At 58.2% G+C, this 25,160-nt stretch carries 19 protein-coding genes; 14 read left to right on the forward strand and 5 right to left on the reverse strand.

Annotated features, from left to right (window positions below):
• Positions 1-15 precede the first annotated feature (15 nt).
• From cobN to cysE, 6 genes are all read left to right on the forward strand, one after another.
• A complete protein-coding gene (cobN, locus tag M7Q83_RS10020; RefSeq protein ID WP_298338136.1) occupies positions 16-3,558 on the forward strand; it encodes a cobaltochelatase subunit CobN in 3,543 nt (1,180 codons plus the stop codon).
• Positions 3,555-5,273 (forward strand): AAA family ATPase, encoded by a 1,719-nt coding sequence (locus M7Q83_RS10025; RefSeq protein ID WP_298338138.1) that lies wholly within the window; start codon positions 3,555-3,557, stop codon positions 5,271-5,273. Before cobN ends, M7Q83_RS10025 begins: the two co-directional genes overlap by 4 nt.
• A gap of 785 nt (positions 5,274-6,058) precedes the next feature.
• Positions 6,059-6,667, forward strand: coding sequence for a signal peptidase II (gene lspA, locus M7Q83_RS10030; RefSeq protein WP_298338140.1), 609 nt, complete (start codon positions 6,059-6,061; stop codon positions 6,665-6,667).
• A gap of 3 nt (positions 6,668-6,670) precedes the next feature.
• Positions 6,671-7,576, forward strand: coding sequence for a hypothetical protein (locus M7Q83_RS10035; protein WP_298338142.1), 906 nt, complete (start codon positions 6,671-6,673; stop codon positions 7,574-7,576).
• 474 nt (positions 7,577-8,050) lie between these two features.
• On the forward strand, positions 8,051-8,983 hold the full coding sequence (gene cysK, locus M7Q83_RS10040) for a cysteine synthase A (protein WP_298338144.1): 933 nt from the start codon (positions 8,051-8,053) through the stop codon (positions 8,981-8,983).
• Positions 8,984-9,622, forward strand: coding sequence for a serine O-acetyltransferase (cysE, locus tag M7Q83_RS10045; protein WP_298338145.1), 639 nt, complete (start codon positions 8,984-8,986; stop codon positions 9,620-9,622).
• 77 nt (positions 9,623-9,699) lie between these two features.
• Here cysE and M7Q83_RS10050 read toward each other — a convergent pair whose 3' ends face one another.
• The 3 genes from M7Q83_RS10050 to M7Q83_RS10060 all read right to left on the reverse strand — a co-directional run bounded on the left by M7Q83_RS10050 (position 9,700) and on the right by M7Q83_RS10060 (position 13,231).
• Entirely contained in the window at positions 9,700-10,515 is an 816-nt protein-coding gene (locus M7Q83_RS10050) for a hypothetical protein (RefSeq protein ID WP_298338147.1), read from the reverse strand.
• On the reverse strand, positions 10,512-11,963 hold the full coding sequence (locus tag M7Q83_RS10055) for a S53 family peptidase (protein WP_298338149.1): 1,452 nt from the start codon (positions 11,961-11,963) through the stop codon (positions 10,512-10,514). Before M7Q83_RS10055 ends, M7Q83_RS10050 begins: the two co-directional genes overlap by 4 nt.
• Positions 11,964-12,046: 83 nt before the next feature.
• Positions 12,047-13,231, reverse strand: coding sequence for a hypothetical protein (locus tag M7Q83_RS10060; protein ID WP_298338151.1), 1,185 nt, complete (start codon positions 13,229-13,231; stop codon positions 12,047-12,049).
• 496 nt (positions 13,232-13,727) lie between these two features.
• Here M7Q83_RS10060 and M7Q83_RS10065 point away from each other — a divergent pair, with 496 nt between their 5' ends.
• Positions 13,728-14,015 carry an antibiotic biosynthesis monooxygenase family protein gene (locus tag M7Q83_RS10065; RefSeq protein ID WP_298338153.1) on the forward strand — a complete coding sequence of 96 codons (288 nt, stop codon included), beginning with the start codon at positions 13,728-13,730 and terminating at the stop codon, positions 14,013-14,015.
• Positions 14,016-14,090: 75 nt separating this feature from the next.
• On the opposite strand, the gene M7Q83_RS10070 is transcribed toward M7Q83_RS10065, so the two are convergent.
• Positions 14,091-14,387, reverse strand: a complete 297-nt coding sequence (locus M7Q83_RS10070; protein ID WP_298338155.1) for a winged helix-turn-helix domain-containing protein — start codon at positions 14,385-14,387, stop codon at positions 14,091-14,093.
• Positions 14,388-14,503: 116 nt separating this feature from the next.
• Here M7Q83_RS10070 and M7Q83_RS10075 point away from each other — a divergent pair, with 116 nt between their 5' ends.
• The 3 genes from M7Q83_RS10075 to M7Q83_RS10085 all read left to right on the forward strand — a co-directional run bounded on the left by M7Q83_RS10075 (position 14,504) and on the right by M7Q83_RS10085 (position 18,880).
• A complete protein-coding gene (locus M7Q83_RS10075; protein WP_298338156.1) occupies positions 14,504-16,030 on the forward strand; it encodes a proton-conducting transporter membrane subunit in 1,527 nt (508 codons plus the stop codon).
• Positions 16,008-18,275 carry a putative inorganic carbon transporter subunit DabA gene (locus M7Q83_RS10080; protein ID WP_298338159.1) on the forward strand — a complete coding sequence of 756 codons (2,268 nt, stop codon included), beginning with the start codon at positions 16,008-16,010 and terminating at the stop codon, positions 18,273-18,275. Before M7Q83_RS10075 ends, M7Q83_RS10080 begins: the two co-directional genes overlap by 23 nt.
• A 170-nt stretch (positions 18,276-18,445) precedes the next feature.
• On the forward strand, positions 18,446-18,880 hold the full coding sequence (locus M7Q83_RS10085; RefSeq protein WP_298338161.1) for a hypothetical protein: 435 nt from the start codon (positions 18,446-18,448) through the stop codon (positions 18,878-18,880).
• 528 nt (positions 18,881-19,408) lie between these two features.
• Here the strand turns inward: M7Q83_RS10085 and M7Q83_RS10090 are convergent.
• Complete coding sequence (locus tag M7Q83_RS10090) at positions 19,409-20,434, reverse strand: alpha/beta hydrolase-fold protein (RefSeq protein ID WP_298338163.1); 1,026 nt, start codon at positions 20,432-20,434, stop codon at positions 19,409-19,411.
• A gap of 170 nt (positions 20,435-20,604) precedes the next feature.
• Here M7Q83_RS10090 and M7Q83_RS10095 point away from each other — a divergent pair, with 170 nt between their 5' ends.
• From M7Q83_RS10095 to M7Q83_RS10105, 4 genes are all read left to right on the forward strand, one after another.
• Positions 20,605-21,291 carry an NUDIX domain-containing protein gene (locus M7Q83_RS10095; protein ID WP_298338164.1) on the forward strand — a complete coding sequence of 229 codons (687 nt, stop codon included), beginning with the start codon at positions 20,605-20,607 and terminating at the stop codon, positions 21,289-21,291.
• 326 nt (positions 21,292-21,617) lie between these two features.
• A complete protein-coding gene (locus tag M7Q83_RS10100; RefSeq protein WP_298338166.1) occupies positions 21,618-22,226 on the forward strand; it encodes a GNAT family protein in 609 nt (202 codons plus the stop codon).
• 1,327 nt (positions 22,227-23,553) lie between these two features.
• Positions 23,554-23,826: a DUF6458 family protein gene (locus tag M7Q83_RS14295; protein ID WP_366526399.1), complete on the forward strand. Its 273-nt coding sequence runs from the start codon at positions 23,554-23,556 to the stop codon at positions 23,824-23,826.
• Between the two features lie 441 nt (positions 23,827-24,267).
• Positions 24,268-24,819, forward strand: coding sequence for an isochorismatase family protein (locus tag M7Q83_RS10105; protein WP_298338168.1), 552 nt, complete (start codon positions 24,268-24,270; stop codon positions 24,817-24,819).
• The last annotated feature ends 341 nt before the right edge of the window (positions 24,820-25,160 follow it).

A 25,160-nucleotide genomic window follows, 5' to 3' on the forward strand; every position in this document is an offset into this window, starting at 1 on the left:
CAGCGGGAGGAATGTGTGGAGAAGTTTGTCTATCTGACCAATGCGGATACCGAGGTCTTGGCCTTGCGCAGTGTCTGGGAGGACGTGGGGGAGGACTTTGGACTGGTCGTGCGCCAGATCGAAGCGTTAACCGAGGTGAACGATCTCATCGATCATGCGCGCATCGTTGTTGTCCGTCTCCTTGGTGGCGCCCAGGCGAGTCGATGGTTTCTCCAGATTAGCGCTCGCTGCCGTGAGCGTGGCGTCCCTTTGGTGAGCTATCCAGGAGATAACGCACCTGATCGGGAGATGATGGAGGCCTCCACGGTGTCCGCAGGTATCTGGGAAGAGGGTTTCCGTTACCTGGTCGAGGGCGGAGTGGCTAATCTTGAGAACTTCGTTCGCTTTCTCTCCGACACCGTTACCAGGACCGGTTACGGCTTTGCTGCGCTCGAAGAGGTGCCATCCTTTGGTTGCCTCGTGCGTGCGTCCGCCGATGAACCCGTTGGCCGTGTCGCGGTCATGATCTATCGAGCCCATGTGATCTCCGGGAACCTATCCTTTGTCCAGGACCTTGTCGACGTTGCGATTCAGAACCGCTTGGCGATCGACGTTTACTACGCCTACTCGCTGCGTGTTGGCGAGGGTGAACCCTCGGTTGTGGAGCTGATCAGTGCGACACCGCCTGATGTCATCTTGGCAACGGTCCTTGCCGCCGGTCACGCTGATGCACTGGCCTGGGAGGCTGGAGGACTTGCTGATCTTGGTGTACCGGTGCTGCAGGCACTCATCGCGACGACGCCACGATCGCTATGGGAGGAGAGCCAAGCGGGGCTCCGTCCCATTGACGTAGCAATGAACGTCGCTATGCCGGAGTTTGACGGCCGGATCATCACCATCCCAATCGCCTTCAAGGAGTTGATCGATGAGGATGAGGGGTTTGGCGCGAGCATCAGTGCCTATCGACTCGATCACGAGCGCACCCAACGATTGATGGATTTAACGCTTCGTCTCGTCCGTCTTCGACACAAAGAGAATGCGGACAAGCGGATCGCTATCGTGCTTTCGGCGTATCCAACCAAGCGTTCGCGACTTGGCAATGCTGTCGGTCTCGACACTCCGGCGAGCCTGATGGTTCTTGCCCGCCGGATGCTTCAAGAGGGGTATCAGATTGTTGGATTACCCGAGGATGCGGATGCGCTGATGGCCCATCTCGGCGACCTGATCGACTACGAGCACCCTGCTGTGCGAGCGGGTGGTGGGATTACGCTTCCGGTCGATGTCTACACCAACTGGTTCCACACCCTGCCGCACGAGCTCCAGACGGCCGTGACCGCGAGTTGGGGGCCACCTCCTGGCTCCATCTATCTGCAGGATGATCACCTGGTTTTCCCTGCGTTGCAGTTTGGTAACGTGACGGTTGCGATCCAGCCTCCGCGAGGCTATGGCGAGAACCCGATCGCGATCTATCACTCACCCGAGCTACCCCCGACCCATCACTATCTCGCCTTCTATTACTGGTTGGAGTCCATCGCCGATGTCGATGCGCTCTGTCATTTGGGCAAACACGGGACTGCTGAATGGCTTCCTGGTAAATCCGTTGGGATGGGCCCGACCTGTTATCCCGACACCATCCTTGGGGCGTTGCCGGTGGTCTATCCCTTCGTGATCAACGACCCTGGGGAGGGAACGCAGGCAAAACGGCGTACCCACGCCGTCCTCGTTGGCCATCTTGTGCCTCCGATGACGCGAGCAGAGAGCTACGGTGACCTTGCACGGCTGGAGATGTTGATGGATGAACACCAGCGGATCAGCGCGCTCGACCCAGAGAAGCTGCCAGCCATCCGTTCACAGATCTGGGAGCTTATCGAAGCCGCCCGCCTCCATGAGGATATGGGCGTGACCGATACGCCGAGTGTGGAACAGGATCTCTTTGATGACTTCCTCTTACATGTTGACGGCTATCTCTGCGAACTCAAAGACTCCCTCATCCGCGGTGGCCTCCATATTCTCGGTCAACCGCCAGTTGGCCAGGCACTGATCGATATGTTGGTGGCTATCACGCGAATGCCACAGCTCGACGCCGGAGCCCTGCGGCCCTTAGTCGCTGGTGGGTCAGAGGATCCAACGCGGCTCGAGGTGGATGAGGATGATGAACGGGTGACCGAGCTGCTCTGGGCCTATGCTGATCACGACTTCGATATCGCGATCTTCGATGATGCCGAGTTTTGTCGTTCACTTGGACTTGGCTACCCCCTTGGAGAAGAACTCAAAAAGGTGCTGCACTGGGTCGGCTCGGTGTTGGTGCCAAACCTGGCGGCAACCACCGGAGAACTTGATGCTGTCCTCGCGGTGCTCAACGGCCAGGCGATCGCTGCTGGTCCCTCGGGTGCACCGACGCGGGGGATGGCGCACGCGTTGCCAACGGGTCGAAACTTCTATTCGGTTGATCCACGGTCATTGCCGACCCAGATCTCCTTTCTCACTGGCCAACGCTTAGCTGAAGCGATGGTCCTGCGGTTCTCGGACGAACACGGGGGCCGGTATCCGAGGAGTATCGGTGTCGTGCTCTGGGGTACAGCAGCCATGCGCACAGGAGGAGACGATATCTCGACTGTCCTGGCGTTGTTGGGCGTCCGACCGGAGTGGGATCCGATTTCGCACCGTGTCCGTGGACTGCATGCGGTGCCGATCGAGGAGCTCGGTCGACCGCGGGTGGACGTTACCTGTCGTATCTCTGGCTTCTTTCGAGACGCCTTTCCAGGGGCGATTGACCTACTCGATGAGGCGTTCGAGCTTGTGGCAAAGGAGACCTCTGAAGGAGCACTCAACCCCGTCGCTCAGGCTGGGGTTACCGAGAGGATTTTTGGACCTTCACCACGTTCGTATGGGTCTGGCATCCTGCCGCTGCTTGAGAGTCGATCCTGGCATGATGATGCCGACCTTTCCGAGGTCTACTTGACGTGGAGTGGATTTAGCTACTCCCGTAGTGGCCATGGAGTGCCAAACCGCCACCTACTTGAACGGCGACTTGAGACGCTTGAGGTTGCGTATAAGGCACAGGACAATCGAGAACACGACATTTTTGACTCCGATGACTACCTTCAGGATCACGGTGGTATGGTCGCGGCGGCCAGGGCGCTAGGGGCACGTGATGTGGAGGGATATTTTGGTGACTCTGCTGACCCGCAGCGACCAAAGGTCCGGGGAATCGAGGAGGAGGCAGCAAGAGTCGTGCGCTCACGGGTGTTGAACCCGAAGTGGCTCGATGCGATGATGACCCATGGCTACAAAGGCGCCTTCGAGATGGCGGCCACGGTTGATTACCTCTTTGGTTATGACGCAACCGCGCATGTCGCCAAGGATTGGATGTATGACTCCGTGCACGATAGCTATGTCAAGGATGCGAACCGACGGGCCTTTCTTACCAAGGTGAACCCAACGGCGTTGGTCTCGATCTGCGAGCGACTGCTTGAGGCGCATGAACGCGGCATGTGGGTGGCGTCGCCTGAGCGAGTATCCGATCTGCGCAGAACTATTGTCGGTATCGAGGGCGATCTTGAGGCGGATGGACGATGAGTAATCTCCTCTCCTTTGATGCGGTCGTCGGTCAGCCCAAGGCGAAGCTGGCGTTGCGGTTGTTAGCCGTTGACCCGACGATCGGTGGCGTGTTGTTGGTGGGTCCACCGGGTTCAGCCAAGACAACACTCGCTCGAGCATTGGCAAAGTTGCTTGGGCCCGCCGCGCCTTTTGTGGAGATCCCCCTTGGCGCCACGGAGGATCGAGTAAAAGGTAGTATCGACGTCGGCTCGGCCCTCGGCTCCGGTGAGGTTCGGGTGCAGGATGGGTTGCTAGCGATGGCCCACGGGGGCGTACTCTACATCGATGAGATCAATCTGCTCGCTGACCATATTGTTGACCTCATCCTTGATGCGGCAGCAACGGGGGTGAACCGTGTTGAGCGCGATGCCGTCTCCGTCGTTCAACCGGCACGTTTTTCACTGATTGGAACGATGAACCCCGAAGAAGGCGAACTTCGCCCGCAACTTCTTGATCGTTTTGCCATGACCGTACAGGTGGACCCGTTGATGGATCCAATTGACCGCCAACTCGCAGTGCGCCGACGACTACAAACTGAACGTGGCGCGGAGATTGACCTCGATACCGACGTGGCTGCCGGATTATTGATCGAGCAAGCGCGCGCTCGCCTGATGGAGGTGGCGCTCGACGCACAACTCGAGGGCATCGCTCGTCGCTGTGCTGAACTTGGTATCGGCTCGCTCCGTGCTGACGTCGCCATTGCGAAGGCCGCGAGGGCCAACGCGGCGCTGGCTGGCAGGAGCTGCGTGGAGGAGACGGACATCGAGGCTGTGATGGAGTTGATCGTTCAACATCGCCAGCGACAGGAACCCTCGTCTCGTCAGACGACACCTCGATCAGCACCTGATGAGCCACGAAAGCGTGAACAGGAGTCCAGGACAGAAGAGGCTGAGGCGAAGGATGGCACTACTGGCGCGACACCTGGCGGTGGAGATGGTGGATCCAGAGAAAGTGCCGGTGATGGTTCAGGCGAGCAATCGCAAGCAAGCTTCGGAGAACGGTTGGCTTCGTTAACGAGGAAGACGGGGAGCACCGAAGGGCAGGGCGCCGAGGTTGCTCGTCATCATGAAGTCACACAACCCGGTGCGTTTTCGTTGACCCGCACCATCGTGGCGCGACTTGGACGTGGCGGAACTGGTGGATTAGTGCACGAGGACCTTCGCTATCTTGAGGTCGAACGGGCCCTCAAGCGCTGTGTCATCTTCGTGGTCGACGTCTCTGCCTCTGTCGCGGGACGAGAGGCGATCGCACTTGTGACGGAGGCGATAGAACAGTTGCTCGGAACCGCCTATCGAGAGCGAGCGCAGGTGGCAGTCGTCTCCTTTGGAGGTGAGACCGCACAGGTCAGCCTGCGACCGACGCGCTCGCTCGAAGTTGCGCGTGCAAGGTTGCTGGGTTTGGAACGCGCAGGCAGAACCCCGTTAGCGCGCGGTCTCGCCGCTGGTCGAGATCTTGCTCTTGATCTGAGGCGGCGAGGAACTGAGCCTCTGGTAGTCGTCCTCACGGACGCACGTCCCAACGAGGTCGGCACCGATGATCCTTTCACTGCCGCCCTTGATGAGGCACGTCGCTTAGCCAAAGGACAGCTTGATGCGGTTATCGTCGATCTTGAGTCAAATGGCTTTCGCTTGGGATTTGGAGAGCAGTTAGCACAGGCCGCTGGCGCGCTGTATGTGCAGGCGCAGGCTTCATAAGCTAGCGTCTTTCGCGCTGGAGACTGGGGTCCTTGAACCGAAGGCGCCTTGAGCGATCCGAGCCGATCCCTCACCATGGTTAGGACCATGTGCGGGTGCGGACCAGGGCTGTCGAGTGTGTCTTCTGTTCACCGAGTGTGTCTTCTGTTCACCGAGTGTGTCTCCTGTTCACCAAGCGATTGTGCCATGAGGAGCAGGAAGATCATTGCGATGGAGGATGATGGGAGGTGAGGATTGATTACCTCGATGCTCCGAGACGGTGCCTCCGAGGTACAGAACTGTCCATCCAGCGATGCCCGTCTGGAGTTGGTACTCTTTAGGATGCTGATCGCCACGGTGGACCATGTCGAAAGCAGTTGATTATGGCGAAAGCAAGCGACCGCATGAGCGTCAAGCCTGATATCGAGCTCCATGCGTGATGCCGGAGTCCCGCGTCAGAAGCGTGCGACGTGGGACCGTCTGCGTGGCGCTTCGCTCTCTTGGTGTGACGTGAGCGAGTTCAGGTGGCGGTCGATGACTGTTGATACGGTTCAACCGCTATCTTGTCGTGAAGGACCATCCTGGAGGGTATGTCACCGGCGGCGACGGCATGCTGAGCGCGCGATGACGCAGAAGAACCTCCTGACGGCCGGCCTCGTCGAGAGCTGATGGCAGCGGTTACTCGTGTTGCCACCAACAGCCCTGTCTTCGGCTAGCGAGGGGATGAACTCGCCTGATCAATGTGAACACACGGTTTCGATTCGATAAGCAACGGTTGGTTCACGAGAAGGCTAATTTATGCTGGAGTGTGGGCGTTACGAGCTGAGGAGTGCAATCTGTCAAAATGTTCGCGTGCTCTAAGGTCGGCTCGATGGCTGTCGTTGGCGATCGTTGTTCTCGTCACCGTTGTCGTTGATCTCGCCACAACTGTCTGGGCCAAGACGTACCTCCGCGCTCGAACAGCATCGTTTTTTGGTGGTGTCGTCAAACTCCGTCTGGTGTACAACACCGGGGCAGCATTTGGCATCGGTGAACAGCACGAGTGGCTTGTGGAAGTCGCCGAGGTAGTTGTCATTGTTGTGCTCTGGTTCTTGTTGCGAAGCACGAATTGGATCGGACGTATCGGGTTTGCGTTGGCCATCGGGGGAGGAATCGGCAACCTGGTTGTTCGATGGATTGGACCTGACGGACCGCTTCGCTCGCCGGTCGTGGACTGGATCCATCTATCGTTCTATCCGAGCACCTTCAATAGTGCCGATGTTGCCCTTCGAGTAGGAATTGTGGTAGCTATCATCGGTCTCATCGTCGATAGTAGGCGTCGCCGAGCCGCAAGGAGCTCCCAGCCTGCGGCGACAGCTGCTTCAGACGAGCCATCGCTCCACTTGGGCCATGAACCCCAGTCATCGAAGGAGTGAGCGATGCTGTTGCGTTGGGTTCGGGATCTATTAGAGCGATGGATGGTGTATCTTGTTCTGATTGTCGGCGTCCTTGCGCTCTGGTTGCCAGCCCCGGGTAGGAGCTTCGACCACGGGGACACGGTCTACGTTACACTGGCGGTGCTAGTGTTCACCGCTGGGCTGACAGTCGACTTTGCGCGCTTGGCAGCGGCTCGACGTGCTGGATGGCGACTACTCGCCGCCTTGGCCGCGAGTAGCATTGTTTTCCCTCTGCTTGCATGGGGCCTCAGTCATCTTGTGGGGGGTCAGCTGCGTGACGCCTTGCTTGCGGTTGGTGTCGCCCCAAGCGAGGTGGCATCACTTGCACTCGTGAGTCTTGGAGCGGGGGATGTGGCTATCGCAGCTCTGTTGGTGCTAGGGTCCACCGTCGTTACCATCCTGGCGGCAGGTCCAATCCTCTCCGTCCTTTCCACTGCATCGCATCTCGATACCATCGGACTTGGTGGAACCTTGGTGGTTGTGGTTGCTATCCCTTTGGCGCTGGGAGCGCTTGTCGGGATGAGATTGACCCCAACGGGGTTCGGGAGGACCTTTGGCGGTATCCTTGGCTCACTAGCCCTTCTGTTGCTGATTTGGGAGGTGGCGAGTCAAGTGCAACTGGAACCCGTGTATTTGGTAGGTGTTGGGTTGTTGATCGTCTTTGTAGCGGGTTCGACACTGATTGGAATGGCTGTTTCGATCGGCACCTCGCGTGCGACACGAACCGGTATCGTCTTGCCAGTCGCTATCCGTGACTTCGCGATTGCGGCAGGGATCGCCACTGCTGCCTTTGGAGCCACCTCGACGGGACTGCTTGGCATCTATGGACTGCTTGTTCTTGTCCTGGGTGCCCTGGCAAGCCGCGGACTGTCATGCCGATCTTTGTGAGCAAGATTCGTTCTCGCTAACGGAGGCTATTGGACGTTACGCACGCGTCGGTGGACGCAAAACGGTGGGTCTCTTGCGGCGTAGCTATCCATGTACACGGGTTCGTTGTACGTTGACGCGATGCGCCCCTGGACGTTCCGCACTCGCCTATTGTGGCGCGTCCTTGTTGCCCCCTATGCGATCCTGCCCCCTATGCGATCCTGCGGAGCTATGTTGGGCGATCCACTCACGCGTCGGGTGGACTGCATCGGAGTTATCGCGCCTTGCGAACCGCATGAGGTCCTATTCCTAACCCTGTCGTTCTGCGGAGCTGGTGCGCATTGGAGGTAGCGAGGTTGCTCGATTGCCCTCGTGAACCAGTTAACGGCCTGATTGGCTGGCGATGCTGCTAAGGTACGATTCAAATGCTAGTGGAATGGTCGGAATTAATGTGCCGTTAGTTTCGTTGTCGTAGGGGAAGAATGGGGAGGTTTTGTGAAGATTGCTGATGATGTAACACAGTTGGTGGGAGGTACCCCGCTTGTTCGGTTGAACCGGTTGACGGCGGGCCTTGACGCCACGATTGCGGCGAAGCTTGAGTTTTTCAACCCTGGCAATAGCGTCAAGGATCGGATTGGTGTCGCAATGCTTGAGGCGGCGATCGCCGAGGGTCGGGTGACGAAGGACTCCGTGATCGTGGAACCCACGAGTGGCAATACCGGTATTGCATTGGCCATGGTGTGTGCAGCGAGAGGGTACCGTTGCATTCTGACGATGCCGGAGACGATGAGCCGTGAGCGCCGCATGTTGCTGCGGGCCTTTGGCGCCGACTTGGTGCTGACGCCAGGGCCTGAGGGAATGGGTGGGGCGATCGCAAAGGCGAGCGAGCTGGTTGCGTCGGATCCCAACTACGTGATGTTGCAACAGTTTGAAAACCCTGCGAACCCTGCGATTCACCGCCAGACCACGGCGGAGGAGATCTGGGCCGACACCGATGGAGCCGTCGACATTGTCGTGGCGGGTGTTGGCACTGGCGGAACGATAAGCGGTATCGGTGAGGCATTGAAACCCCGTAAGCCTGGTCTCTTGATGGTCGCTGTGGAGCCTGAGGCTTCGCCAGTGCTCTCTGGGGGGCAGAAGGGTCCACATCCGATCCAAGGCATTGGTGCCGGGTTTATCCCTCAGACCTATGATGCGACCGTAGTCGATGAGGTTGTGCAGGTTGCGAATGAAGCTGCCTTCGAGTATGCACGACGGATGGCCAGGGAGGAGGGGCTCCTGGTGGGCATCTCCTCTGGCGCGGCGACGTTTGCCGCGTTGGAGGTAGCCAAGCGACCGGAGAATGCGGGTAAGTTGATCGTGGTCATTATTCCATCCTTTGGAGAACGGTATCTATCGACACCGCTCTTTGCGGATCTAGGAGATTAGATGTTACGTACCCTGCGAGGAGACATCCAGGCGGCACTGGATCGTGATCCAGCGGCTAATGGTGTCCTTGAAGTTGCACTCACGTATCCTGGGGTGCATGCGCTTTGGGGATGGAGAATCAGCCATCCCCTCTGGTTGCGAGGACATCGTCTGCTCGCGCGGTCGGTCTCGATGATCACGCGCACGCTCACCGGTGTAGAGATTCATCCGGGCGCACAGATTGGTTCGGGACTGTTCATCGATCACGCGACCGGGGTCGTCATCGGAGAGACCGCTGAAATCGGATCGGACGTCACCCTCTATCACGGGGTGACCCTTGGGGGCCGGAGTCTTGAACGTGGCAAGCGCCATCCAACCCTTGGCGATCGAGTCGTCGTTGGTGCCGGTGCCAAGATTCTCGGCCCGGTGGTGATCGGAGAGGACTCAAGTGTGGGAGCTAATGCGGTCGTGCTCGAGTCGATGCCGTCACACTCGGTCATTGTAGGCGTCCCAGCCAAGGTGGTCAAGCGTGACCCCCGACTCTGTGAGTCAATCAACGATCTTGGTGCAGATGCAGAGATCACTAGCCTAGAGACACCAAAGCGTCTCCGTCTCGCATCTGGCTATGACGGAAATCCAACGGGCGACTATATCATTTAGCGCCATGATCTTCCAAGGTCGGCCGTAGCGTCCTTGGCAACACCAGTCTCTGGTAATGAGCTCTGTTGGGATCGGCGTTAGCTGTTCTTCTTGCGTAGCTTCAGCGCATTCTCTTCGTGGATGCGCTCGCGTTCTCGTCCCCGTTTGAGCGAAGTAGGGTTGTAGTACTGCGTAGGTGGGTGCGTCAATTCTGAGGGGTTGATCCCGCTGCTGGAGTTAAAAGCAGTCTCCCATCGTTGGATGGGCCCTTGGAACTGAGTCGCCAGAACGATGCCTATCGCACAGGTGACGAGGAATATCGCAACTCTGGATCGTGAGCTCTTCGGTCGAGGTTGGGTTAGGCGGTACGACATGTCCTTGATCGTCGAACGAGCCGCACGGTTGAAGTAGGCAACGACGTGAAAGCCCATCAAGAGGAACCACACCGCTGACAAGAGAAAGTGCGCTGGCGCCAAAAAGGTGGCAGAGAACGAGGTTGGACCGGCGACGTCGAGTTCGACTCCGCTACCGATGACGAGGACCGTGGTGATGACGAGAAATGGGGCAAGAACACGTAGCGGAAACCAGGGAACCCCCGCCTGCAGATAGCGCTCGTCCCCTCGGTAGTAACCGATAAAGCGGAGCGAGCTATAGGTGAGCTTACCGACAAGCAGAGGAACGGCCACCAGTCCAACGGCGATGTGCCAGGCGATGGCGTGGGACATAATCGGCACGGTGAGAATCTCGATCAAGAAGAGGATCGCCAGCGCTACCCCAAAGAGCGCACTACCGCGCGAGAGATTGATGATGCGCTGATCGGCATGTTTGCGTTCGGTATCGAGCTCTCGTTGTTCAGCCTGGGGGATGAGGCTTTCGAAGAGCGACTCTCCGAGCATGTCCTCCGGGCGCATCATGAGGGATTGGTGTCCAGCCTGTCCCCATAGGGTGACCCCAGGCCGGTGCAGGCATTCCAGCCGACGTGTGCCTGGTAGGCCCCATTATTACCTTCGATGATATTGAAGAACGCAGGAGCAGCGCTACCACGGGTTGCCTGTTCGAGTGGATACCACGTAGGTTGCACGAATCCTGGGCGTGTCGTTGTCGCCATCGCCAGTTGCACGATGAGGCCTGCCATGAGCGGTGCGACCGCGCTCGTTCCACCGACAACGATCGAAGAACCGTCGACCAGGATCTGATAGCCAGTCTGCGGATCAGCATTACCCGCGACATCGGGCACCCCTCGTCCGACGGTTCCTCCGGGATTCACCGATGGAGGAACATCGGCGTGCGCCTGGTAACTCGGTAGCGGGAAGAACGTGCTGACCCCACCACCTGTTGCGCCATCCCCAATGGCGGTATCATTCCACACGCGTTGTGCGGCAATCGTCCCCTGGGGTGTCAGTTCGAGATGTGTGCCACCACAGGCGAGTGCGTTCGGTGCGGAGGCAGGAAAGTCGACATGGCTCAGGCCATCGTTGAGTCCGTCAGACGAACCATTATCACCAGCGGCGACAGTCACGGTGATGCCGCGGGTGGTAGCCTCGGCGATGACGGATTGCATGAGAAGCATGGAATTTGGTGCCCAGGTCGATTCAGGTCCACCCCAACTGATGGAGATCGCATCAGGCATCGGACCGGTGGGTGCGCTCGCCTCGGAGAGGGCATCGATGAAGCCGCGATCGGTGTTGGGGGCAAAATAGACATCGATGCCAGCACCGGGCGCCACCGATCCAAGCACCTCGATGTCTAACATGACCTCGGCGTCGGCAGAACTTGCAGTGGTCGGGGCATTGACTCCACCGTCGACGCTGACCGCGGTGACGGTCGGAACGGGTAGCCCTTGGGATTGGAAGTACGTAGTCACATCGGCCTGCCGAAAGCCTCCTCCCAACTCGATGAGAGCGACGGAGCGACCGACCGCTGATGCAGCAGGGAAACGGTAGGCCTTGGCAACCTGGATTGGGAGATAGCTGACCGATGGTTGTGTCGCGGGGCGGAAGCGCGGCTGTGCCTGTGGCGCGGAGTCAAGGCCTAGGATCGCTACAACTTTGGAGAACTCGGGTGGCATCGTCGGTTCTTGGTCAGGAGCGAAGAAGTGACCCAATTCGTCATCGATAAACTCGACCAACGTCACGCCTAGGATTGTCGTGACGGCCTCCGCGGTGATCCGGATGCCAAGATGGTGTCGGAGAGGATGCTCGGCGGTCAATGCAACGCCGCTGTTCTCGAGAAACGCCACTAGATCGGCGTATTCGGCTTCACTCATGGTCGACTCACAGTACAGGCTGAGATCGACGAAGTCTGTGAGCGGCTTTGTCCCTAGTCTGGTTGCGTTGTCATGGTGGCGCAGAATGCTCTCCATATGTTCCCCTCTTTACCCGGCACACCCCACCGCTCGGTGGACAGTTCCTAGTGTAACAGGGTGGTTGATCTATACAGAAAGCGTCACGGGGATGGGAACCGTATGACGGACCCATGGTGGATATTCTCGCAGTGGCTCCCATCGCGGCTGAGGAGGGAGACCATGCCAATACCGTCAATAAATCGATACGAGGTAGGCGGGGATGGGACAAAGGCTGGCTGGCCGGGAGTACACGCGTCAGCAACCTGCAGAATGTCGGTGGGCTGTGAGTCGATGAAGGGAGCAATGTCTCCCCATTGTGCGCTCATGGCGTAGAGGATCGCCGCTCCAGCAGTGATCGTGAAGCGTGAGAGTGTGCTAGCGGCAACGCTGATGGAGCCTTTCCCGAGGCTAGTGGTGCCTTCGGCAAGTTCATGGGAGAGTGTGAGGGTGGTATCCTCCACTGGCGTTATCGCTACCAACCTTCCTTTGGTTCCCGGTGCGATCTTGAGCGACCCGTCGAGGATGATGGCGGCGCGAATACGGTGATGAGCAATCTGGGTGCGAAAGTTCCAGCCGCTCTCGGAGAGGTGCTGACCAAGAAATTGGTTTGGACCAGCAAAAATGATCAGCTCTGGTGGGTGATGGCTGGCGAATGCAGCTTGGTCCACCAACGGGAGTGTGCCCGGGCACGCATCACCGCGCGTTTGTGCGGCTGCATCGACGAGTTGGGTCAGTGAGCGCCCCCGAAGATTCTTGGCGACGACACTGCAGCTCGTCAGTGTCAGCGGTCCTACTCCATAGGTGGCCAGTAGATGCCACCAGCCACTGGTGTCATAGACGGAGAATGCCCGCAGTTCGGTGGCGGCCTGTGCGCGACCGAGTGCAGTGCCCCAATAGGGACCAAGGAAGATCGTATCGATGCGCGGTTGATGGTCAACGACGGGTTGTGCGGGGGTAAGGCGGTAGTGCCAAGTGGTCTGACCTATAGCGAGCATCAAGATGCCGATCGTCAGGCCGATAGTGCCAAGGTTGACCCCGATTGCTACGGCGCGCGCGCGCCGGCGAAGGGCGATTGCTCCAAGCACCAAGAGCACATCGATAGTGAGCCATGCGTACCAGTTGACGAGAAAGGTGGGCGAGAGGAGTAGGAAAAGTTGGACGAAGGTGCTGGTGATGCCCACCGCTATCGCGACTCCCAGTAGACCACGAAGAATCGACGATACGATCCCGGACGTGCGACGCAGTGCCGGGACACGCTGCTGGGCAGTTTGCGCACTATGAGCCACCATCCCAATCTAGGCGCGCATTGGAGGTGCGTCGCAGCCCCAAGTTCAGCAGAACAGCAGCGACTCTGCTTATAGGCCTAGAAATTTTGGAATAACCGAACGGGTGTGATACGGGCGGAATATACCGTATGGGGTATGTGTAGAGCAGTTACGTGCAAGCAGTGTAAGAAGCCAACCTGGGCCGGTTGTGGCGCCCATGTCGAGCAGGTTCTTGGCCACATTCCAAAATCTGATCGTTGCCAGTGTGCAAGCGAAGGCGCGGCGACGACTACGAAGACTCGACGCTTCTTCGGGCGATAGTCACCGTAGGGGATAGTGGGCTACTGGTCCAGTAACCTCGATCGCCAAAGCGGTAGTCGACAAGCTGGTGTGCTTGGACAGCGCGAGCGTCCAGGCGGTTTCCTTTCCGTGCAAACGATTGCATGATCGGCGGTGCTCGAGAGCGGTTCTAATTCGGCGTTGGTTCACGGTGGTAGGTTTCGGCTAGCCTGTGGACATGGTTACTGAGTTAGCAACGTTTCGTGTTCGGGCAGGTCAAGAGGATGCATTTTATCATAGCTATCTTGCAGCTCGCCCACATTTAGCCCAATTTCCTGGTTGCGAGAGCGCCACAATCTATCGGGTCCATGAGGCCCCATCTACGTTCGTGCTGTGTGCCCAGTGGAGGACCCTCGAGGATCATCTCGAGGGTTTTCGTGCCTCTGAAGCCTACGCCGAGTGGAGAAAACTGCTCAGCCCCTTCTTCGATGGGGACCCCTCTGTCGTGCACCTCGTGAACCCGTAAACACCATTTTTGGCGGTTTTGGCGGTTGAGTTTTGAGCCGCCCACCCGGTCACTCACGGTGTGTGTCGGGGGCTCTCAGAGCGAGCCGATGACTTTGAGTAGTTCGCCGATTGTGTGCGAGGCTTCGACGTTGTGGCGCAAGGGCAATTCCAGGTTGACCTGGTAGTAGTTGCGGCGCCCTCGCCGTTCCCGCTCGACATAGCCAGCGTTGACTAAGTCGGCGATGATGGCTTGGGTGGCGCGCTCGGTGATGCCGACCTTGTTGGCGATGTCACGTCCTCGGATCTCTGGATCCTGCGCAATGAGAATAAGGACATGACCATGATTGGATAAAAAAGTCCACTGCCGCTGATCGGGCATTGAGGCGTCCATAAAAGGATCGTACCAGGTTTCAGCCCGTGAGGCACGGTCGCAAAAATAATGACCGAAGTGGAATACACGAAATCAATTGCGTATATAGTGGTGGCTATGAGAAAGTGCATCACGTCATGACGGCGATTGTTGGAGATCTGTTGTTCCCTGCTCTCGTAGGGATTTTCGTTCTGGCGCTCCTGGGTCTGCTGATCACGCCCCGTTGGGCCGGTGTGGTGAGTTCCGTGGCACTTTGGTTTGCTGTGGCTTGCTTTGTCGTCACCACCTCTATGGGAGCCGTTGGTGGCGAGATCGGCGTTGCCGGTGGTGATGTTGGTCTTCGCTTTAGCTCCTTTGCCTTGCTCTGGTCCTCCACGGTCTTGCTCGTCGGTGCTATCGTGATGACCTTCGCTGAGCGATATCTCAAGGGAAACCCGGCGTTGCCGGTGATACGGGCGGCGGGATCTGGCGTCGTGCTCTCGATTGTGATGGTCGTTGCTGCCGTCAATATCGTCACCTTGATGGTGGCCTGGTGGATGGTCGGCCTTGCGTACATCGTGGCCTTTCGCTATCGTGGTCGATCGTCGAGCGTGCGAACCTTAGTGCGGGCGTTTGCACTCGGCGATGTGCTGGTGACCGCTGGTTTCGTACTCCTCTTGATCAGAGTTGGGAATCAACCGATCGCACAACTTGACCAACATCCTCAACTCGGAGGTTGGTCATTGCCGATTGCGATGTTGCTGGCAGTGGGCATGTTGGTCCGGTCGGCACAGGGACCATTCCTGGGTTGGCTGCGGGTAACGGTGGATGCGCCCACTCCAGTCTCGGCGCTCTTGCATGCGGGGGTGATCAACGGGGGGATGATCGTGATCATTCGGTTGGCGCCGGTCGTGCTTGGCACTGCTCCAGCGCTCTGGCTCTTGGCTGGGGTCGGTGGCCTGACCGCGGTGTTCGCCGTCGTGAGTGCGCGCTACCGCGGTGACTATAAAGGCCGACTCGTGCTTTCGACGAGTGCACAGATGGGGTTTGTCTTGGTCGAAATTGCGGTCGGAGCCTTCGCGCTGGCCTTGGTTCACCTCTGTCTCCATGCCGCCTACAAGGCCTGGCTCTTTCTCTCCAGCTCCTCTCAGATCGCCACCACGCTACCTCCCTCGCGGCCAAGATTGTCAACCCCTTCGCGGCCGCGGGCGCTTTCGGTCTGGTGGGTGCTCACCGTTGCCTTCCTTGGAGCGCTGGCGATGGTGGTGCTGGAGGGCAATCCTGTGAGCACGCTCGCCGTCGTGCTCGGTAGCTTCGCCTTTGTGACGGCGTTGACGTACCTTTGGCGGCTACATGCTGATCGATCTGGGTGGTACCGCCTGATCCAGGCGGACGTTGGGGTGGTGTTCGCCTTCGGTCTCTTGGGTCTGCTTGTCCACCTGGTGACCAACGATACGAGCACTTCCCTGTCGACCGCGGGTTTCTCATCCCTTTCGCCGTGGTGGCTTTTGGTAGTGGGTCTTTCAGTGGTGCTGGTCGGTTCCTTGGCGAAGAGGCCAAAGGTGGGCCGAGTTCTTGCTTCTCTGGCAGACGGAGTAGGTCAGATCCGAGGGTACCGAAACCGTGATGTCACGACCTTGGCGCCGATCAGCATCGAGCCTGATGAACTCAAGCTCGCTGGTTAGTGTGATGATGACGACCTTGGCGCAGTTGCGAGCAGAGATCGATGAGGCTGGGAGACTGATCGCCCCCCTCTGGCCATTGGCCATGGGTGTGGCGATGAACCCACTTGTGGGGTTGGCCGATACTCCATTCGATGCTGCAGTGGGCGAGCTGGCTCGATGGCTGCCGCTGCAGACGCTTGCCTCCATGGAGAGCACACCTACAGCCTCGCGGGATCATCGACGGCAAGTACGGCCGATGGGTAGTCATGGGCTTGCGGAGGCGTTTGATCGCGATATCGCTCGCTGGTGTCTCGGGTTGACCACTGGTGGCATTGTCCTCCAAGGTGAGGAGGGCTTGCTCGATGTCTGGAGGCGTCTCTATCGCGTCGATCGAGTGACCCGCCGTCTTTTGGGTGCAGAGGCGTCAGCCGTGATCACGAGCTTACCCACCGACCATGAGGCCCTGTTGCTTGCGCTTATCGGGCAAGTCGACTTCGATGCGACCGATCGAGTGACGCTCTTTCGTTCGCTGTTGGTACGCCTTCCCGGTTGGGCTGGTCATGCAAAGTTCCAGGAGCTGAACCGAGCGATCGCGCCAGGGTACCCGCCACTACGACTCTCTGATCTTGTCACTCTCCAGCTCCTGTATCGCGTGGTGACTGGTCGCCTCGACCTCCTGCCTGATCAGCAGCCGACCTTGGTCGAGACCAAGGAGACCATGCGAGTGGGCGAGATCACAACGGACCGTGAGGATCAGGGATCCTCTCTGTCCTCTGTCTTAGTTGGAGCAGAACTCGCCTATCGGGATAGGCTCCTGGACCAGTTGCGTCCCTGTGATACACCGAGAGAGATCTCCACAGCGCAGGTGCAGTTTCTTCTGTGTATGGATACACGATCAGACCGGATGCGACGCAGGCTTGAACAGGTTGATGGTTATGAGACTTACGGGGTTGCGGGATTCTTCGGCGTGCCGTTGCGCATCGTTACCCCTGATGGCTTACCGATTCGGGATTTAGCTCCACCGCTTGCCCAGCCACTCTTCGAGCTGCAGGCCGATCTGGCGGCGGTAGGTATTGACGATGACGCCTGGTCACTTGGCGATCCGGTCAAGGCGGTCAAGGAGGTCGGGGTGGCACCATACCTTGGTGCCGAAGTAGGGGGTCTGCTCGCTGGATTCGATGCCCTACGGCGAACCCTAGGAGGGCACCGGTCCTTTCATCAGGATGAGGCCCAAGATGCACTTGTGCGTATGGAGTGCCACGTGCATGCTTCACTTGGGGAATGTTCTTCTACGGAGCTCGACGCTCTTGCCATCTCTCTCGGCGGGATGCTGACGACGCTTGGACTCAGCCAGCACCTCGCGCCGCTGGTCGTCTTGGTGGGGCATCGGGCGGTATCGACGAACAACGCCTTTGCTGCTAGTCTCCAATGCGGCGCCTGTGGGGGGAGCCGAGGAACGCTCAATGCCATCGTGGCGGCCATCCTGTTGAATGCCACCTCGATTCGCACCCGCCTTAGTGAGCAGGGGATCCACCTGCCATCCTCGACCCGCTTTCTCGCTGGAGAACACATCACCACGACCGACAGTATTGGGTTGGTAGGCACCTCTGGTGAGGCCGATGCCGAACATCCCCAGTTGGCGGCGCTAGTCGAGACGTTGGAGCGGCTGAGTCGTGAGGCTGGCTCACGATCTCGCCGCCGCCGTTCGAGGGATTGGTCGGAGGTGCGGCCGGAGATGGGTCTCATCCACAATGCTGCGTTGGTTATCGGTGATCGTTCCTTGACGCGTCACGCCGATCTTGCTGGCAGAGTCTTTCTCCACTCCTATCACGCTGATGCCGATGTCGATGGTAGCCTGCTGGCCGATGTCCTGCTTGGTCCGATGGTCGTGGCCCACTGGATCAACATGTCCTATCTCTTCTCGAGCCTTGAACCTGATGTCCTTGGTGCTGGTGACAAAGTGCTGCATAACGTCGTCGGACGATTTGGAGTCTTTGAGGGGAATGGATGGGACCTGCGGGTCGGTTTACCGGAGCAGTCTGTCGCCGACGGTGATGGTCAGCGCCATGCACCACTTCGGCTGCTCGTAGTCATTGATGCTGACACAACGGTGCTTGACCGTGTGCTTGGACAGCATCAACAGCTAGAAGATCTTGTCGATGGTGGTTGGGTGAGAATGGTTGGCCGCTCGGCGACCGATGGTTGGGTCGAGCGCTCGATGTCCGGAGACTGGATGTGCCTCCGGCACGAACAAAGCCGACCATAGCAACGCTTCCCCGACCTGAGTCTGATGTCGTGGGTCTTTGGTGGCAGCTTGTTGCTGAGGAGTGACACGAGCTGGCTGTTGGACGCACTCGCGTCCATTTGGTCGTTGAGCCCATCTGCTTTGGCCTGTGGTGACGTAGAACTCATTGAACAATGCCCTTGGAGGATACCATGAAGACCCAGCCGAGTGAAGGGCAATCCGGAGAAGTCCGCCGCCGTTCACTATCTCGACGCTCGTATTGGTTAGGGGCGATCGTCAGTGCGAGCGCGCTCGTGCTCTCAGGGCTGGTGCACGTGCATCTTTGGTTGACCGGGTACCGCCATGTACCCACGATCGGCCCACTCTTCGTGGTTCAGGGTGTGCTCGCATTGGTGTTGGCGATCATGGTACTCGTGCGACCTCGCCGGTGGGTGTACCTCAGTGCGAGCCTCTTCTTGGGGGGCACCATTGCGGCTCTCTTCGCTAGTGTTGAGGTGGGCCTGTTCGGTTTTCGTGACGCGCTGAGTGCTCCCTATGCAGTGGAGTCACTGGTGATAGAGGCCGTCGGGACTCTTGTGCTCGCCTTCATGGGCTGGTTGCTGGCACCCGCTGAACGTAGGGGATGAGGTTCTCGTTCTCCACCGGGTCTAGGTCGCAGGGCCCAGTGGTGCTCCTGCACTGATCGTTGCACCACTGAGTCTCCCCTCTCGTGGGACTAATCCTCGATTGGGGCTGGCGTTCGCTCGGCTAGCGATGGGTTACTCGGTTACTCGTCGACCAGCGACTACCCATGATGACCGATTCGCTTGGGCGTGCCAACACCTCGGTGATTCAGCCCTTGATCCTGCGTTCTCTGAGGATCGTCGTGGTGCTGGAGCTAGGGAGCCAGATGGCTGTGAGACGGTGTTGCCCTCCTGGCGCTGGCGATATCCTCGCGTGGGGGCGGGTAGCAATGGAGATGAGCGAGCGCGAATCAGTGCTGGTTAGGTCCTCCGTCGAGGGAAGGGAAGCATGCACGCGGGAGCCGCGCACTTCGAAAACGACAGGAGAGTGGGGCGCCTAGATCGTTCATTGCGAGCATCGCTTGGTGTGCAAAGCGTACGGAAGAGATACGAGGATCGGGTGAGGTTGGTTATCGCCAGGCCGCCAACGAGCTACGGTGCGATCCGTTGCGCAAGAAAGGCGAGAGATAGGGGATACCGGTAACTGATGTTTCCGTGCTTGCCATCAAAGAGCTCAAAATGGATGTCGCTCACACCGATGCCCGCAAGCTCATCGACAAAGGCTTGTGCTCCCAGATCAAGATAGTACTCGTCACTCTTGCCGGCGTCGATCCAGATCCCGCGAAGACTCTTTAGAGCGTCGGCGTGGCTCCGGACCATTCGAACCGGATCCCATGCTAGCCATTTTGCCCATACCTCGTCGATGATACGTCCGCTTTGGGTGTCGAATGGGAGGACTGGTTTCCCGTTGGCATCGGGAGAGAAGCAAGCTGCCACGCCGTAGAGGCCAAGCAGGGTCATGTCGGCAGGATGCGTAAAGGCGGGTCTAGCACAGAAGTCCTCCCACCAGCGTTCCGGCGATCCTCCCCAATTCCGAAGCAGTCGTGCTGCATCGCCAAAGCCGGCTCCGTAGCAGAGTTCATAGAGAGTATCGCCTGCATGGGATGCAAGAGCACCAAAACGATCAGGTCGCAACATTGGTGTGATCATCGCCCCAAAACCGCCACTTGATTTACCTTGAATGGCGCGATGGGCGGGGTCGTCGATCGTGCGGTAGTGGGTATCGACGAAGGAAACCACATCGTCACAAAGATAGGTGTGGTAGCGACCGGTTCCAATAGAGTCAACGTACTGCGAACCTCCGTACATGGTCCAAGCGTCGACATAGACGACGAGGCAATGGGGCACGTCACCAGAGGCGAAGAGATCGTCAACCATCTTCGGGTAGGTGGGTACAAATGGGCTATGATTCCACCACATACTCACCTGGCCGGTGTAACCCTGGATGACATAGATGCTTGGATATCGTCGATCGGGATTTTCGTCGTAACCCGGAGGCGTATAGACCACCAATGGGCGCGCGCTAGGGTCCCCCAGTGGATTGCCACGCAGGGCCAATGATTCGATGACATGTTCATTGAGTGTGCCAGCTTCGGCTGGGCGTAACTGGAGATCCATCACCCTAACGTTAGTGCCTCATGATCGCTTAGCTCAGTCGCTGGTGGAGAAGATGGAAACACGGTGCCCGACTGGATGCCTATTCGCCGCAGTGTTGGCTGGCTCTGCTCCGAGAGCTAGCGATGAAGGTCGTCGTCCGATCGTCACCTTCGCCGGACCAAGGGCAACAGATGTCGGTATCCATCGATAATCAGCGAGGGTCGGTTGACTACAGGGGCGCGGCGGCGTCGACGCCGTTACTCGCCGCTTGGACGGATGAAGAGCGGTTCGCGTTAGTCTTCAAGCGTGTGCGGGGGACGAGACTTGTGGAGGGTCAGGATGAGAAGAGGACCAGGAGTCTTTGGTGGTCGAAGGGAGACTGCACCATGATGGCCGATGATTTAGAGGGTGTGCCAGCAGTCGTCAGGCCTGCGGTGCGTGTGATCTGTCTTGATGGTCTCGAACGAGTTCTCCTATTGCATTGGCGTGACCCTATCGATGGAAGAACGTTCTGGGAGCCTCCGGGTGGCGGTGTTGAGGAGGGAGAGTCGGAGATCGATGCAGCCCGCCGGGAGATGGCGGAGGAGACCGGCCTGCCAACAGATACTATCGTTGGTCCTGTCGTTCGAGTGCAGCGTAACAGCCTTTGGGCGGGGACGCGGCTGGTCGCGGAGGAACCGTTTTTTGTGGCGCACGTAGGAGATGCAGCTGTGCAACCAGCTGCACTCACCGATGAAGAGCAAGCGACCTTGCTCGGGTTTCAGTGGTGGTCTGTTGAGGAGCTACGTGAGGCGGACGTCGTGGTAGAGCCCACCCAGTTGCTCCAGTTGATGGGCGAACATGTCGGTGGTGTGTGGGCGCCAGAACATGAGGGCTAGCGTCTGAACTCGCCCAGAGTGCCGGAAACGGGCGAGTGTATCCGTTTTGTTCAGGTCGCCCTTGGGTGTGACGATGAGCTGCAGCACATCCGGATAGGTTCGTGCGTTGTACCGCGGAGTAGATGGGTTCTCAGATGTGTTGGCTTGCCGTTGATTGCAGCTTGCATCCAAACCCTCCAAGATGAGCTCGTCGGCAGGGCCTTGATACACTGAGTACCGTGAGTGAGCTCAATCAGTTTGGCCAACCGGTAGGTGATCGCGTCGATCACTGGGTCCCTGCCCGGTTTCCGTCAGCGCAGGTCATGAGGGGACGAGGGTGCTCTCTGGTGCCGCTCGACGCCGCACTGCATAGCTGCGAGCTCTATGCGGCGAACGGCGAAGATGCTGATGACCGTCGATGGACCTATCTTCCCTATGGTCCCTTCGCTAGCGCTGCGGCGTACCGTGACTGGGTTGCGCAGGTCGCAGGTCGTGAGGATCCGATGTTTTTTGCTATCGTCGACGGGACCGGACGGGCTGGCGGTGTTGCCGCGTACCAGCGTATCGATCCCTTGGCGGGCACCATCGAGGTTGGACACCTGTGTTTTAGCTCGCGATTGCAAGGCACCACGGCGGCTACTGAGGCGATGGTGTTGATGATGCGCACCGCCTTTGATGAGCTCGGGTTTCGTCGCTATGAGTGGAAATGTGATGTGTTCAATACTCCCTCCCGAAGTGCTGCCGAACGCCTCGGTTTCATGTATGAGGGAACTTTTCGTCAGGCGACGGTGGTTAAGGGGCGTAACCGAGACACCGCCTGGTATTCACTGACGGACGGGGATTGGCGGATCTTGCGACCGGTCTATGAAGAATGGCTCGCTCCGTCAAACTTTGATACACAGGGATTTCAGCGGCAGTCGCTCAGGGGACTGATCGGGATGGCGCTCGCACGGTGATGGCCGGGGGTTAAGCGGCGAGTACTCTCGGGGATGGTTGCTGGCCGCCCTAGCTATTGGGTCTTGACCGTGACTGATGCGGCAGCGGGCATCTGATTGATGGGTTGAGGAGGCGCGCCTCGTTTCAGGTTCTGCGTACGTCGACTGTTCGCGTATGCAGCACGCGCGAGCGCGAAGTGATGAGAGCTGCTCGTTACTGATGAGTCCATCGACACGCAAGCGATGTGGAGGTCACTCGAACACTAGGAGCGCTTCCGCTCATTCTGAGCGATGATTGCAGTTTGGCCAGATCCGGATCCTTGGCAGCTTGGTGCCTCACGGGCGTGCGCAATGGACACCGAATGGTTCTGTGGGATGGCAGTGGACATTCGGCAGTCATGGTGAATGTGATATCGGTGCCGGTCAACACGGTGTTGCGCTCCTGTAATGTCCTGGTGCTCCAGAGTGTGCACGTGCGTTGGCTTGCTCGTTTCGTTGAATTGATCCACCGCTGCCAAGCACATGGCAGCGCGTTCGCAGAGTGTGATGCGGCGTTGGGTCTGGAAGTGTTCACCCACGCCGGAGTCGGTAGGCGGTTGGGTGTATAGCGAGCCAATTGCGGGGAGGCTGTAGGGCGCGAGAGGCTTGAGGTGTTGTTCAAAGCCACGGGCCAAGGTTTGGAGGAAGGAGATGCGATGGATGGCACTCATCACAAGGATGTAGTTGTTGCCGCTGCGCTAGTGGGGAAAGGATGCGGATCTAGGAGAATGGTCGGTCACTGCAAACCCTCCCCGGCTGTACTACTGGGGCACCCACGGTCCACTCGAGGGCGCTGATGGCTAGGGAAAGGTGTCAGCGCGTGCGGTCTGTATTGTCACAGTATCGGTTGAGATAACTGATCGTAGGTTACCGGTTGTGCCCCGTGTTCTACGTGCAAATGGAACGTACAAGCGATGTCGACGAGTAATGGGGCATTCTGCTCATTGAGCCTCTGGAATTCGTGGCGAACTTGCTCGAAGCTTATGGTTGGTAGTAGCAAGGAAAGGTGAGTGGTAGTTCGGGTAATGCGAGATCGTCGGTCGACCGGTGTAACGTTGGTTGATCACCTTACGTTTACCCAGAGGTGAGTGCTATGAATACTCATGGTTGACGCCATGGTAATGATGCATTTTCTGTATTAGTGCAGGTAGACGTTGTAATATAAACGATTATGGTAGCTTTAGTGGAGGTGTCGTTGTGCACCTATGAGGTGTAGTGGAAGATTATTTGCGCTTCTGCTGCAGAATAAATGGTTTTGGTCACAATGGAATGAAAATAAGGTTACAATTGATAACGGAGGCGAAAAAATATGAACCGTCCATTTGGTACAGGAATAATAGTTTTAGGAATCGTACTAGCAGCAGCTGGAGCGATTATGAAGTACGCCGTCACCGCTAGTACGACGGGATTTTCAATCACTGAGGTTGGTCTGATTTTGCTTATCGTGGGAGTCGTGACCTTGATTTTGGGAATTGTAGTGAGTCTGTCAAGTGGGCGCCGTCATACGGTAACCACTGAACAGGTGCAAAACACTCCAGATGGGACCATGCGATCGGTAGACAGTAAGGACAATCTGGGCTAGGTCTGCTTTTCGATGTGATCGCAGGGTGCTTACTTTGTCAACGCCTCAGGGGTATTCGCCCCTGAGGCGTTGTGAGTTCTGGCGCGGCAGGCTCGCGGATCGAGTAGGCAAAGGTTGTTGGGACAACGATAGATCACAGGACAAGCATGTGGTGCTTGTGGGCTGCCAGACAGGCCCGGTGCGGTAGCGATCCGCAGCGTCTCGATCTGCGTTGAGACGAGCCACCCCACCCGGTCTCCAGAAGGGTGCGTGCGGGAATTCCAAGTTTGGGATCGCTCTCTTGAGCAGAACTGCATGTCGTTGTCGTAGAGTAAAGGTTGTGACAGTGCCGACGCGCTGTTTTGTAAGGTTGGGGCATGGCAAAGCTTGCAACACGAGGGCCCACTCCGCGGAGGAGTTGAAGATATCCACGACGGGAGAATGAGCGAGGAGGGATGCGAGATGGCAACGGTTCGGCGAGGGAGCAAGGCGGCAGTACTGGTGGTCGATGTCCAAGTAGGGGTAATGGCTGGTACGTGGGAGTCCCAACGAGTGGTTGCGAAGGTGTGCCGCGTGGTCGAACGGGCACGAGTTGCACAGTCGCCGATTTTTTGGATTCAACACAACAGTGACGATCTCGTCCTCGGTAGCCCCGAGTGGCAGCTTGTCCCCGGTTTGGTCCCTGCGTGTTCCGAGGTGCGGATCGATAAGAGGTATAACTCTGCATTTGAGGAGACTCGGCTTGAGGCTGAGTTGTTGAGGGTCGGAGCTAGTCGCTTGATCCTCGCTGGTGCGGCGACGAACTGGTGCATTCGGGCGACGGCGTATGGCGCACTTGATCGGGGTTATGACTTGACACTTGTTGAAGATGCTCATACGACCGTTACAGAGGTCGACGGTGAGCGCAGGATTGAGGCAGCGGATATTGTCGAAGATCTCAACAATACCATGATGTGGCTCGAGTACCCGGATCGCGTGAACTCGATCGCAGTCGCTGAAGAGGTCGTGTTCTAGTTTTCTCGCATCGGGCTAACAGCGATGGTCCAGAGTGTATTGTCTCGTTCGGAAGCCAGCGAAGAGGTGGCGACTAGCTTATACTGCTTGCCGTTGACGGCGGGCGGGGGATGCGTTCAGCAACCCGGTCGACCAATAGCGTCAGGCCAGGATGATCCCACACGATGGTCGAACATCGGAACGCGCTCGCAACCAATGGGGACCCACTCGGACGAACACAACTGTTCTGACCCATGATGTGGGGTAGGTCCAGGTAGCGGCGGGTCAGGCGAGGCATCGACTGCTTGGGTGGACGAGCGTTACGAGATCTTCGGAGCAGTAAGTGACGTTCATTGAATCAT

It is taken from the genome of Ferrimicrobium sp., assembly GCF_027364955.1.
Lineage (GTDB): Bacteria > Actinomycetota > Acidimicrobiia > Acidimicrobiales > Acidimicrobiaceae > Ferrimicrobium.